This is a genomic window from Streptomyces rubellomurinus (genome assembly GCF_000961885.1).
In the GTDB taxonomy this organism is placed as follows: domain Bacteria; phylum Actinomycetota; class Actinomycetes; order Streptomycetales; family Streptomycetaceae; genus Kitasatospora; species Kitasatospora rubellomurina.
Genome location: NZ_JZKH01000034.1, coordinates 25141 through 37400, shown reverse-complemented (window position 1 = coordinate 37400; position 12260 = coordinate 25141). Strand labels below are relative to the sequence as shown.

The window sequence follows — 12260 nt, the reverse complement described above, 5'->3', positions numbered from 1 at the left end:
ACGACCCTGCGCCGAACTCGTCCACGCACCGCAGGCGCGCGACCACCCGCCGTCGCCGTCGACACACCTCCCGGTGACCCTTGTCACGCACGCCCCCCGGGGCGCAGGATCGGGCCGTGGCCACCTCCGAGGCCGGCACCCTGCGCCTGGGCACCGCGCAGGGTCGCTGGGTACTACTGGCGACGGTGCTCGGCTCCAGCATGGCGATGCTCGACGGCACGGTCGTCAACGTCGCGCTGCCGCGGATCGGCGCCGACCTCGGCGCCTCCCTGGCGTCCCTGCAGTGGACGCTCAACTCCTATCTCCTCACCCTCGCCGGGCTGATCCTGCTCGGCGGCGCGCTCGGCGACCGGTACGGCCGGCGCCGGGTGTTCCTGCTCGGCGTGGTCTGGTTCGCCGCCGCCTCCGCGGCCTGCGCCGCCGCGCCGAACATCGAGGTGCTGATCGCCGCCCGCGCCGTCCAGGGCATCGGTGGCGCCCTGCTCACCCCCGGCTCGCTCGCCATGCTCCAGGCCGTCTTCCACCCGGACGACCGCTCGCCGGCGGTCGGCCTGTGGTCCGGCCTGGGCGGGGTGTCGGCCGCGGTCGGCCCGTTCCTCGGCGGCTGGCTGGTGGACGGCCCCGGCTGGCGCTGGATCTTCCTGCTGAACCTGCCGCTGGCCGCCGCCGTGATCGCCGTCACCTCCCGGTACGTGCCGGAGAGCCGGGACGAGAGCGCGAGCGGCCGCTTCGACGTGCCCGGCGCGCTGCTGGCCGCGTTCTCCCTCGGCGCGATCACCTTCGCGCTGACGGCCGCCGGGGAGGGCCTGTCCCCGGCCGTCTGGATCTCCGGCGCGCTCGGCCTCGTGCTCGGCGCGGCCTTCCTGGCCGTCGAGCGCCGCACGCCCGACCCGATGCTGCCGCTCGGCCTGTTCTCCTCCCGGCTGTTCACCGCGGTGAACCTCGTCACCCTCTGCGTCTACGCCGCCTTCAGCGGGGTGTTCTTCCTGCTGGTGGTGCAGCTGCAGATCGTCTCCGGCTTCTCCCCGCTGGTCTCCGGCTTCGCACTGGTGCCGATCACCGTGCTGATGCTGCTGTTCTCGGCCCGCGCCGGGCGCCTCGGCAAGCGGATCGGCCCGCGCCTGCCGCTGACCTTCGGCCCGCTGCTCTGCGCCGCCGGGGTGCTGCTGATGCTGCGCACCGGCCCGCACTCCTCCTACTGGCTGGACGTCCTGCCCGCCGTCACCGTGATGGGCTCCGGCATGACGCTGCTGGTCGCCCCGCTGACGGCGACGGTGCTGGCCGCCGTGGAGGTGCGGCACGCGGGCATCGCCAGCGGCGTCAACAACGCCGCCGCCCGCGCGGCCGGCCTGCTCGCGGTGGCCGCCCTCCCGGCGCTGGCCGGGCTGAGCGGCGACGCCTACCGGGTGCCGTCCTCGGTGAACTCCGCCTTCCGCACCGCGATGCTGATCTGCGCGGGCCTGCTGGCCACCGGCGGCCTGATCGCCTTCGCGACCGTGCGCGGCAACGTCCTGGCCCCCGAGGACGAGGAGCACCCGGTGGCCGAGCCGAACTGCGAGTGGCCCTGCGGCACCACCACCCCGCCGCTCGATCCCGGCCGCGCCCGGACGCCGGAGGGCCCCGCCACCGGAACGGCGGCAGGGCCCTCGTCGACCAGCTGACGAACCGTCAGGGGCCGTCCTGATCAGAGGATGTCGGCCGGCGCGTACTTGGCGGCCGCCGGGTACGCGGCCGCGACGGCCTCCACCTGGCGGACGATCTCGGCGACCTGCGCCCCGGCCGCGCCCGTGAAGGACAGCTTGTCGGCCAGCAGCGCGTCCAGCGCGGCCCGGTCCAGCGGGATCCGCTCGTCGGCGGCGAGCCGGTCCAGCAGCTCGTTCTCCCGCGCGCCGGCCCGCATCGCCAGCGCGGAGGCGACGGCGTGCTCCTTGATGACCTCGTGGCCGGTCTCCCGGCCGACGCCCGCGCGCACCGCGCCCATCAGCACCTTGGTGGTGGCCAGGAACGGCAGGTAGCGGTCCAGCTCCGTCTCGATCACGGCGGGGAAGGCGCCGAACTCGTCGAGGACGGTCAGGAAGGTCTCCAGCAGGCCGTCGAAGGCGAAGAAGGCGTCCGGCAGCGCGACCCGGCGCACCACGGAGCAGGAGACGTCGCCCTCGTTCCACTGGTCGCCGGCCAGCTCGCCGGTCATCGAGGCGTAGCCGCGCAGGATGACGGCCAGGCCGTTGACGCGCTCGCAGGAGCGGGTGTTCATCTTGTGCGGCATCGCGGAGGAGCCGACCTGGCCCTCCTTGAAGCCCTCCGTGACCAGCTCGTGGCCGGCCATCAGGCGGATGGTCTTGGCCAGGCTGGACGGCGCGGCGGCCAGCTGGACGAGGGCGGTCAGCACCTCGAAGTCCAGCGAGCGCGGGTAGACCTGGCCGACGCTGGTGAGCACGTTCTCGAAGCCGAGGTGCGCGGCGACCCGGCGCTCCAGCTCGGCGAGCTTCTCGGTGTCCCCGCCGAGCAGGTCCAGCATGTCCTGCGCGGTGCCGACCGGGCCCTTGATCCCGCGCAGCGGGTAGCGGGCGATCAGCTCCTCCAGGCGGCGGAAGGCGACCAGCAGCTCGTCGGCGATCGACGCGAAGCGCTTGCCCAGGGTGGTCGCCTGCGCGGCCACGTTGTGCGAGCGGCCGGCCATGACCAGCTCGGAGTGCTGGGCGGCCAGGTCGGCCAGGCGCACCAGGACGGCGACCGTGCGGTCCCGGACGTGCTCGAGGGACTGGCGGATCTGCAGCTGCTCGACGTTCTCGGTCAGATCCCGGGAGGTCATGCCCTTGTGGATCTGCTCGTGGCCGGCGAGCTCGCTGAACTCCTCGATCCGGGCCTTCACGTCGTGGCGGGTGATCCGCTCACGGGCGGCGATCGAGCCGAGGTCGACCTGGTCGACGACCCGCTCGTAGTCGGCGACGGCGGTCGCCGGCACCTCGACGCCGAGGTCCTGCTGGGCCTTCAGGACGGCGAGCCACAGGTGGCGCTCGAGGACCACCTTGTGCTCGGGGGACCACAGCTGGGCCAGGGTCGCCGAGGCGTACCGGGAGGCCAGGACATTGGGGATCTGGGGCTTCGCGCTCACGCTTCGCAAGCCTAACAGCCGAGGTCACGCCCGGTGCAGGCGCCAGGACGCTACGCCCGTAGAGCCATGGCGCCACTGCCTCGGCGCTCCTGCGTCGCCCGCGTCGGCGCTCCTACGTTGCCCGCGTCGGCGCTACTGCGCGCCGCCCGAGCGGCCGACCAGCACCGGCAGCACCTGCGCGCAGATCGAGTGCAGCGCGATCCGCTGCTCGTCGGTCATCTCCTCGAAGGCCTGGTGGGTGCGCGCCATCTCGGCACGGATGCGGCCCAGGATCTCCCGCCCCTCGGCCGTGATCACCACGATCTTGACCCGGCGGTCACCCGCGGCGGCCTCCCGGTGGGCGAGGCCCAGGGACTCCAGCCGGTCGACGATCCCGGTGACGTTCGAGGCGTCGCAGCCCAGCCGCCCGGCCAGCGCCCGCATCGGCACCGGCTCCTGCACCGCCCCCAGCGCCTTGGCCTGCGAGGAGGAGAGCCCGTGCCGGGCCGCGGCCGCCGCGAAGTCGTGGAAGTAGGCGGCGCCGACGGCGGCCAGCACCTCCATCAGCTCGGCGTTGGTCGGGACGGTCGTCGTCGCTGTCGAACCCATGGGGCCAGGGTACGGCGAACTGCTTCAGTAACTCAAGATTTGACCACGGCAACCGTCCGCGCGCCGCCGACACCGAGAGTCATTAGAGCACCAGCTGCTCGAACAACCGGCGCAGCTCCGCGTCCGGGTCCGCGGTCAGCCCGGTGTGCACCGGCCCCGGCTGGACGATCGCGCTGCGCGGCGCCGTCAGCCAGCGGAACCGCTGCCCGGGGTTGTCCCCCGCGGCCGGTCCGGCCGCGGGGCCGCCCTGGCAGACCGCCTCGATCCCCTGCAGCGCCCGCCGCACGCCCTGCACGTCCACCACCGGGTCCAGCGCCAGCAGCCGCCCCTGGTCCAGGTGGGTGCGCGCGGCCAGGTGGCCGCTCTGCCGGCAGTACAGCAGCACCCCGACGTTGACGCACTCGCCGCGCTCGACCCGCGGCACCGCGCGGACCACCGCGTACTCGTAGTCGTACCGCTCGATCACCGCCGGCAGCGCGCCGGACGACGACGGAACGGACAGCGGCTCGGTCATGCGGGTACCTCCGGCAGCCAGTCGCGCGGACCGGCCAGTCGCTCGGTCAACTGGTCGCGGTACGCGGCCCGGACGTCCTCCGGCGAGTCGAAGCCGGGCTCGTCCGCCAGCCAGACCTCCGGGATCTGCGCCACCGCGTCGGCCACCGCCGCCTCCGCGAGCGGCGCCAACTCCCGGTCCGCGCCCGCGAGATCGGGCCGGTGGTGGAGCAGCGCGTGGTCGGCGGCGTCGTAGCGGCGGCGCGCCCAGGCGGCGGCGCCGGCCCAGTTGTGGTGGAAGATGAGGCTCGCGCCGTGGTCGATCAGCCGCAGCCCGCCGGTCGCCACCAGCAGGTTGGGGTTGCGCCAGGAGCGGTCGACGTTGCCGATGAGCGCGTCGAACCAGAGCACCCGCCCGGCGAGTTCGGGGTCCACCTCGAAGCAGAGCGGGTCGAAGTTGAGCGCGCCGGAGACGAAGGACATCCCCAGGTTGGTCCCGCCGCTGGCCCGCATCTGGTCCTGGATCTGGTGGTCCGGTTCGCTGCGGGCGAGCACCGGGTCGAGGTCGACGGTCACCAGTTCCGGCACCGGCAGTCCGAGCCGCCGGCCCAGTTCCCCGGCGAGCACCTCGGCCACCAGCGCCTTGCGGCCCTGTGCGGCGCCGACCCATTTCAGCGCGTAGAGCCGCCGGTCGTCGGCCTCGACCAGGCCCGGCATCGAGCCGCCTTCTCGCAGTGGCGTCACGTAGCGGATCGCCGTCACCTCGGGGAGCACGGCGGACAGCTTATCCGGCCCGCCGCACCGTCCTCCTTCCTCCGCCCCGCCGTCCTCCCTCCTCCGCCCCGCCCCGGTGGCAGCCCCCGGTGCTCCGTGCGAGTGTGGCGGGCAGTAACAGGGGACCTTCACGGTACGACCCGCACGGCAAAGGGATGAGCGATGGAACGACCTCGGATCCTGATCGTGGGCGGCGGCTTCGCCGGCCTGGAGTGCGCCCGCCGCCTGGAGCGCAAGCTCGCGCCCTCCGAGGCCGAGATCTCGCTGGTCACACCGTTCAGCTATCAGCTCTACCTGCCGCTGCTGCCGCACGTCGCCGCCGGCGTGCTCACCCCGCAGTCGGTGGCGGTCTCGCTGCGCCGCTCGCTGCGGCGCACCCACATCGTCCCCGGCGGGGCGATCGGTGTGGACCCGGCTTCCAAGGTGTGCGTCGTGCGCAAGATCACCGATGAGGTGGTCGCCCAGAAGTACGACTACCTGGTGCTCGCGCCCGGCAGTGTCACCCGCACCTTCGACATCCCGGGCCTGACCGACTACGCCCGGGGCATGAAGACGCTCGCCGAGGCGGCCTACGTCCGCGACCACGTGATCGCCCAACTCGACCTCGCCTCGGCCACCCTGGACCAGAGGGAACGGGAGTCGCGGCTGCAGTTCGTGGTGGTCGGCGGCGGCTACGCGGGCACCGAGACGGCCGCCTGCCTGCAGCGCCTGACCACCGCCGCCGCCCGCCGCTACCCGCGGCTGGACGCCCGGCAGATCAAGTGGCACCTGATCGACATCGCGCCGAAGCTGATGCCCGAGCTCGGCGACCCGCTCGGCGAGGCCGCGCTGGAGATTCTGCGCGGCCGCGGCATCGAGGTGTCGCTCGGCGTCTCGGTGGCCGAAGTCGGCGCCGAGTCCGTCAAGTTCACGGACGGCCGGGTGCTGCCGTGCCGCACGCTGATCTGGACGGCGGGGGTGGCCGCGAGCCCGCTGATCGCCACCCTGGACGCGGAGACGGTGCGCGGGCGCATCGCGGTGACGGCCGAGATGCGGGTGCCGCAGTTCGAGGGCGTGTTCGCGTTGGGTGACGCGGCCGCCGTCCCGGACCTCGCCAAGGGCGACGGCGCGGTCTGCCCGCCGACCGCCCAGCACTCCGCCCGGCAGGGCCGCGCGGTGGCCGACAACGTGATCGCCGCGCTCCACAACCAGCCCCTGGAGCCGTACTACCACAAGGACTTGGGCCTGGTGGTCGACCTCGGCGGCAAGGACGCGGTGTCCAAGCCGGTCGGCGTCGAGCTGCGCGGGGTGCCGGCCCAGCTGGTGGCGCGCGGCTACCACCTGATGGCGATGCGCACCAACGCCGCGAAGTTCCGGGTCGGCGCGAACTGGCTGCTGAACGCGACCGCCGGGGACGACTTCGTCCGCACCGGCTTCCTGGCCCGCCAGCCCGCCCGGCTGCAGGACTTCGAGTACACCGACGCCTATCTGACGCGCGATCAGGTCAGGTCGCACGCCCAGGCGTTGCTCGCCAAGGGCTGACCGGCGTGCCGCCGCTCCCCGCCCGACCGACCGGGCGGGGAGCGGCGGCACGCACGGGGAGCGGCGGCGCAGCGGGTCAGCGCGCGGTCAGGTACATCCCGCTCGCGTCTCGCCCGGCCGTGTTGCGGCAGGCGTAGTTGCCGCTGGGCTTCGCCCACAGCAGGGTCAGGCAACTGCCGAGCGCCTGCTGCCCGTAGTAGTTCGGGTGCATCGACTCCTGCAGCGCGCCCTGGGTGGTGTTCAGCCCGCCGTCCAGGAACCGCGCCCACTCGCCGGTGGTCGCGGACGGCGGCGTGCTCGCGGTCGGCTGCTGCGCCGAGGTGGAGCAGACCTCGTGGCCCTGCAGCAGGTTGGACAGGTCCAGGAACTGCACGCCCTTGCCGGCGGCGACCCCGGCGAGCGCGGTGGAGATCTGCGGCACCATGGAGTCGCGGGCCCAGTCGGCGTCGCCGTTCCAGAACGGGCAGCCGCCGGTGTCCGACCGGCTCCAGCCGCTCTCGGGGTAGCGCATCTCGGCGCTGCGCGGGATCGGCGAGGGGTAGGACTGCAGCACCAGGCGGTAGTCCCCTTGCGCGTAGCCCGCGTTCGCCATCACCGCTCTGATCTCGTCGATGGCCTTGCCGACCCCCGCCATCGCGGCGGGCATCTTCGCGTCGATCGCCGACTGCTGCGAGCCGTGGCAGTAGCTGTACCAGACCAGGTAGTCCTGCACGCAGGTGGAGATGACGTCGGAGAAGCCGAGGTCGTTGCCCCCGATGGACAGGGTGATCAGCTTGACGTTGTTCTGCGCTGCCACGGTGGCGAGTTGGTCGGCCTGCGGGGCCTCGCCCTTGTAGGCCTGTCCCCCGTTGGAGGCGCGGAAGACGTTGGCGGTGACGGCTCCGGAGCAGGCCAGGTTGATCTGCTTCTGCGCGACGGTCGGGGCGCCGAGCACCTCGGCGACGTCCGAGCGGTCGCACCCGCTCGCGGCGGTGGTGCCGTAGACCAGGCTCGGGTCGTACGAACTGCCGGTCCAGGCCCGGTCGGTGCCGGTGCGGCCGCCGGTGGAGTCGGCGGAGTTGCCCTTCCAGCGACCGGCCTCGCCGGAGATGTAGCTGTCACCCAGGGTGACGCTGGCGGTGGGCCCGCTCGGGGCGGTGGCGGCCCGGGCGGGCGCGGCGGCCAGCAGCCCGCCGGCCAGCAGGCCGCCGGTGGCGAGCGGGAGGGCGAGGGCTGCGCTGAGCAGCCGTCTGCCGAGTCGAGGGGCTCTGCGGATGATGCTCGTACGGTTTTCGGGCACGGCGAAGGCTCCTGCGGCTCGGTCTCCCCGCGAGTGGGGGCGGGGAGACGCCTGAGGTGTGAGGGAAGGCCGCCGGCCGGTGGCGCCAAGAAGATGGCATGACAACTCGGCCGGGCGCCAGGCCCGTGCAGCAGGTTTCCCAGTTTGTTACCGGCGGGTTCAGACCAGCCGGGAGCCGCTACCGTCCGTTCCCAGCACGGCCGCGAGATCGTCGGCCAGCCGCCCAGCGGATGAGACCTCCAACGCGGCCACGGTGAGCCGCAGTCCGGGCGGCGACTGGAGGCGGTAGCGCGCGCCGGGCGCCGCGACCCAGCCGCGCTGCACCAGCGCGGCCAGCGCGGAGGTCTCGTCCGCCACCGGCACCCAGACGTTCAGCCCGCTCCGCCCGTGCGCCTCGATGCCGTGCGCCGTCAGCGCCGCCAGCAGCGCGTCCCGCCGCGCCCGGTACGCGGCGGCCACCCGCGGCGCCGGTGCCGCGTCGGCGCGCCACAGTTCGGCGACGGTGCGCTGCAGCAGGTGGCTGACCCAGCCGGCGCCGAGCCGCAGCCGTCCGGCGACCCGGCCGACGGTCTCCGCGTCGCCGACCGCCACCGACAGCCGCAGGTCCGGCCCGTAGGCCTTGGCGGCCGAGCGCACCACCGTCCAGCGCCGGGGGCCGGAGCCGGCCAGCGGGTGGTACGGCTGGTCGACGATGCCGTGCCCGTGGTCGTCCTCGATCAGCAGCACCTCGGGGTGCCCGGCGAGGACGGCCCGCAGCGCCTCGGCCCGGCGCGCGGTGAGCGCGGCGCCGGTCGGGTTCTGCGCCCGGCCGGTGACCACCACCGCGCGGGCGCCCTCGGCCAGCGCGGCGGCCAGCGACTCGGGCAGCGGGCCCTCGTCGTCCAGTCGGACGGGCGCGGGCCGCAGCCCCATCGCGGGCAGCAGGTCGAGCAGGCTGCCCCAGCCCGGGTCCTCGACGGCCACCGCGTCGCCGGGGCGCAGCCAGGCGCCGAGGGTGCGCTCGATCATGTCGAGCGAGCCGGAGGCGACGGCGATCGGGCCGCCGGGCAGCCCGTCCGCCTCGAAGGAGGCGCGGGCGAGGTCGAGCAGCGCGGGTTCGACGGCGACGTGCCCGTAGAGGACCGGCTGGGCCCGGGCGGCCTCGGCGGCGGCCGCGAGGGCCGGGCCCAGGTCGGGCAGCAGCGCCGGGTCCGGGTTGCCGTCGGCCAGGTTGCGGGCGTGCGGGGGGACGGGCACCTGGATCTGGTCGCGGGGGGTGAGCTTGGGCCGGGGCAGGATCCGGCTGCCGCGACGGCCGGCGGTCTCGATCACGCCGCGGTCGCGCAGCAGGCGGTAGGCGGCGGCGACGGTGTTGGGGTTGACGCCGAGCTCGGTGGCGAGGTCCCGCAGCGGGGGCAGCGCGGTTCCGGGGGCGAGGCGCCCGCTGCTGACGCCCTGTTCGATGTGGGCCGCGATTTCGCTGGCGCGTCGCCCTTTCAGGGGATAGTCTCCTAGCACAAACCAGATTATGCACTAGTACAACGAGGTCTGTCATGTCGGCCAGCTCAGACGGCTCCCCCTCCTACGCCCGCACCCCGCGCACCACCCCCACCCGCTACAAGGACCGCGCCACCTGGGAGCAGGAGGCGATCCACGCCGTCCTGGACGAGGCCTACATCTGCCACCTCGGCTTCGTCGCCGACGGCGCCCCCGTCGTCCTGCCGACCATCTACGCCCGGGTCGGCAGCCGGCTCTACATCCACGGCTCCACCGGCAGCCGCCCGCTGCGCGCCGCCACCGCCGAGCAGGGCCTGCCGGTCTGCGTCACCGTCACCCTGGTCGACGCCCTGGTCCTGACCAAGTCCGCGTTCAACCACTCGGTGAACTTCCGCTCGGTGGTCGCTCACGGCACCGCCCACCAGGTGACCGACCCGGCCGAGCTCGACGTCGCGCTCGCCGCCCTGGTCGACCACGCGGTGCCCGGCCGCTCCGGCGAGGTGCGCCCGGCCAACGCCAAGGAGCTGGCCGCCACCGCCGTCATCCGGCTGGAGCTGGACGAGGTCTCCGCCAAGACCCGCGCGGACGACGCCGGCGACGACCCCGAGGACCAGGACCTCCCGCACTGGTCCGGCCTGATACCGGTGACCACCGTGCACGGCGCCCCCGTCCCGTACGACGAGGCCGTCCCGCTCCCCGCGCACCTGCGCCGCTACCCCCGCTGAACAGGAGCCCGACGATGCTGATCCGCTCCTGGGACCGCGGCGACGAGGACGAGTGGCGCGCCTGGCTCGCCGAGGGCCGCGACTTCGGCCTGCTCGCCGCCAACGGCGCCCCCGGCGAGGGCCCGGTGCTCGTGCCCACGCACTTCCTGCTGGACGTCGAGCACGGCGAGATCCTGCTCCACCTCGCCGCCCCCAACCCGCTGCTGGCCGCCGTCCGCGCCGACCCGCAGGTCACCCTCGCGGTCACCGACGGCTACGCCTTCGCCCCGAGCCACTGGCGCGGCGCGCCGGGCACACCGACCAGCTACTACGCCTCCGTGCACTTCCACTGCACCGCCGAGATCGTGACCTCCGCCGCGGGCAAGGCCGAGATCCTCAACCGCCAGCTGGCGCACTTCCAGCCGGAGTCGCCGGAGGTCCGGGTCGTCCCCGGCGAGGGCGAACTGGCCCGCCAGCTGCCCGGGCTGAGCGCCCTGCGGCTGACCGTCCGCGAGGTGCGGGCCAAGTTCAAGTACGACGACAAGAAGCCGGCCGAGGCGCAGCTCGCGCTCGCCGACCGGCTGGCCGAGCGGGCGGCCGGCCCCGGGCGCGCTCGCGACCAGTACGCGGCCGCCCGCACCCAGCTGCTGCGCCGTCACCGCAAGCGCGCCGAGCGTGCCGAGCGCCGGGAGGAGAGCGTCCGCGCCCGGCGCGCGGAGCGCCTGGCCGCCTCCGACTGACTCCGGATCACCCGATCGGGCCCCGCCGCCTTGGCGCGACCCCCGGCCCGCTGTTCGAATGAGACGAATCGCGCCCACTCGGCCGTAGGAGCGGGCCCGTCCACTCGGGGAGCGCGCTTGTCCACACTCAACACCCAGCGGGCCGGCGAGGCCCACCTCGGCCACGTGGTCTTCATCTCCGCGGCCGCCGCGATGGGCGGCTTCCTGTTCGGCTACGACAGCGCGGTGATCAACGGCGCGGTGACGGGCATCCAGAAGCACTTCGCGGTGGGTCACGGCACCACGGCCTTCGTCGTGGCCATCGCCCTGCTCGGCTCGGCGGCCGGCGCGGTGGCCGCCGGCCGGCTCGCCGACCACCTGGGCCGGGTGCGCACGATGCTGCTGGCCGCGGCGCTGTTCGCGGCCAGCGGCCTCGGCTCGATGTTCCCGCCGAACATCGAGACCCTGGCCACCTGGCGGGTGATCGGCGGCGTCGCGATCGGCATCGCCTCGGTGATCGCGCCGACCTACATCGCCGAGGTCGCGCCCACCGCCTACCGCGGCCGGCTGGCCTCCTTCCAGCAGATGGCGATCGTGCTCGGCATCACCGTCTCCCAGCTCGCCAACTGGGCGCTCAACCAGGCCGCCGGCGGCGAGTCCACCGGCCACCTCGGCGGCATCCAGGCCTGGCAGTGGATGCTCGGCGTGGAGACCGTCCCGGCCCTGGTGTACGGGCTGATGGCGCTGGCGATCCCGGAGTCCCCGCGCTTCCTGATCGCCGACCACCGGGAGGCGCAGGCCCGCAAGGTGCTGGTGGAGGTGGAGGGCGAGGGCGTCGACCTGGACGCCCGGGTCGCGGAGATCCGCTCGGTGCTGGAGTCCGCGCACAAGCCCCGGCTGAAGGACCTGCTCGGCGGGCGGTTCGGCCTGCTGCCGATCGTCTGGGTGGGCATCGGCGCCTCGGTGTTCCAGCAGTTCGTCGGCATCAACGTGATCTTCTACTACTCCTCCTTCCTGTGGCAGTCGGTCGGCATCAACGAGTCCAACTCGCTGCTGATCAGCCTCTCCACCTCGATCATCAACGTGATCGGCACGGTGATCGCGATGACGCTGGTGGACCGCATCGGCCGCAAGCCGCTCGCGCTGGCCGGCTCGATCGGCATGGCGGCCGCCCTGGGCACCGCCGCCTGGGCGTTCTCCTACCGGCACGGCACCGGCGACACCGCGACGCTGGACGACACCCACGCCACCGTCGCGCTGGTCGCCGCGCACGTCTTCGTGCTCTGCTTCGCCTTCTCCTGGGGCGTGGTGGTCTGGGTGCTGCTCGGCGAGATGTTCCCCAACCGGATCCGCGCGCTCGCCCTGTCCGTCGCCGCCTCGGCCCAGTGGATCGCCAACTGGGCGATCACCGTGAGCTTCCCGGACCTCGCCGACTGGAACCTCTCGGCGACGTACGTCATCTACGCGGCTTTCGCGCTGCTCTCCATCCCGTTCGTGGCCTTCGCCATCAAGGAGACCAAGGGCCGCGCCCTGGAGGAGATGGGCTGACCGGCCCGCCCCCGCACGCACCCCCGCCGCACACGGCCCGACCA

General features: G+C 73.9%; 11 protein-coding genes. 5 read left to right on the top strand and 6 right to left on the bottom strand.

The features are described from left to right. The first annotated feature begins 116 nt into the window (after window positions 1-116). Entirely contained in the window at window positions 117-1661 is a 1545-nt protein-coding gene (locus VM95_RS18065; protein WP_045697969.1) for an MFS transporter, read from the top strand. A 23-nt stretch (window positions 1662-1684) separates the two neighbouring features. Here the strand turns inward: VM95_RS18065 and purB are convergent, their stop codons facing one another. The 4 genes from purB to VM95_RS18045 form a co-directional block, all read right to left on the bottom strand. Then, entirely contained in the window at window positions 1685-3124 is a 1440-nt protein-coding gene (gene purB / locus VM95_RS18060) for an adenylosuccinate lyase (protein ID WP_208615478.1), read from the bottom strand. A 123-nt stretch (window positions 3125-3247) separates the two neighbouring features. Continuing rightward, a complete protein-coding gene (locus VM95_RS18055; protein WP_045697965.1) occupies window positions 3248-3703 on the bottom strand; it encodes a MarR family winged helix-turn-helix transcriptional regulator in 456 nt (151 codons plus the stop codon). Window positions 3704-3785: 82 nt separating this feature from the next. Further along, window positions 3786-4169, bottom strand: a complete 384-nt coding sequence (locus VM95_RS18050; protein ID WP_045698046.1) for a DUF3037 domain-containing protein — start codon at window positions 4167-4169, stop codon at window positions 3786-3788. Window positions 4170-4213: 44 nt separating this feature from the next. Further along, window positions 4214-4969: a HipA family kinase gene (locus VM95_RS18045; RefSeq protein WP_045697964.1), complete on the bottom strand. Its 756-nt coding sequence runs from the start codon at window positions 4967-4969 to the stop codon at window positions 4214-4216. Window positions 4970-5131: 162 nt separating this feature from the next. Here VM95_RS18045 and VM95_RS18040 point away from each other — a divergent pair, with 162 nt between their 5' ends. After that, entirely contained in the window at window positions 5132-6490 is a 1359-nt protein-coding gene (locus VM95_RS18040) for an NAD(P)/FAD-dependent oxidoreductase (RefSeq protein ID WP_045697963.1), read from the top strand. 76 nt (window positions 6491-6566) lie between these two features. On the opposite strand, the gene VM95_RS18035 is transcribed toward VM95_RS18040, so the two are convergent. Continuing rightward, on the bottom strand, window positions 6567-7769 hold the full coding sequence (locus tag VM95_RS18035) for a GDSL-type esterase/lipase family protein (RefSeq protein WP_244178828.1): 1203 nt from the start codon (window positions 7767-7769) through the stop codon (window positions 6567-6569). Between the two features lie 159 nt (window positions 7770-7928). After that, window positions 7929-9266: an aminotransferase class I/II-fold pyridoxal phosphate-dependent enzyme gene (locus VM95_RS18030; protein WP_045697961.1), complete on the bottom strand. Its 1338-nt coding sequence runs from the start codon at window positions 9264-9266 to the stop codon at window positions 7929-7931. A 35-nt stretch (window positions 9267-9301) separates the two neighbouring features. On the opposite strand from VM95_RS18030, the gene VM95_RS18025 reads away from it, so the two are divergent. The 3 genes from VM95_RS18025 to VM95_RS18015 all read left to right on the top strand — a co-directional run bounded on the left by VM95_RS18025 (window position 9302) and on the right by VM95_RS18015 (window position 12216). Next, window positions 9302-9970, top strand: coding sequence for a pyridoxamine 5'-phosphate oxidase family protein (locus tag VM95_RS18025; RefSeq protein WP_045697959.1), 669 nt, complete (start codon window positions 9302-9304; stop codon window positions 9968-9970). Between the two features lie 14 nt (window positions 9971-9984). Further along, entirely contained in the window at window positions 9985-10689 is a 705-nt protein-coding gene (locus VM95_RS18020) for an FMN-binding negative transcriptional regulator (RefSeq protein WP_063773522.1), read from the top strand. A 117-nt stretch (window positions 10690-10806) separates the two neighbouring features. After that, the gene (locus VM95_RS18015) at window positions 10807-12216 is read left to right on the top strand and encodes a sugar porter family MFS transporter (protein WP_045697956.1); all 1410 of its coding nucleotides are present in this window, start codon (window positions 10807-10809) and stop codon (window positions 12214-12216) included. Window positions 12217-12260: the final 44 nt, after the last annotated feature.

Bases quoted from the DNA above. Each gene is read 5' to 3' on its own strand.
- VM95_RS18055 (WP_045697965.1), bottom strand. From the start codon at position 3,703: ATGGGTTCGACAGCGACGACGACCGTCCCGACCAACGCCGAGCTGATG.
- VM95_RS18040 (WP_045697963.1), top strand. From the start codon at position 5,132: ATGGAACGACCTCGGATCCTGATCGTGGGCGGCGGCTTCGCCGGCCTG.
- VM95_RS18025 (WP_045697959.1), top strand. From the start codon at position 9,302: ATGTCGGCCAGCTCAGACGGCTCCCCCTCCTACGCCCGCACCCCGCGC.
- VM95_RS18020 (WP_063773522.1), top strand. From the start codon at position 9,985: ATGCTGATCCGCTCCTGGGACCGCGGCGACGAGGACGAGTGGCGCGCC.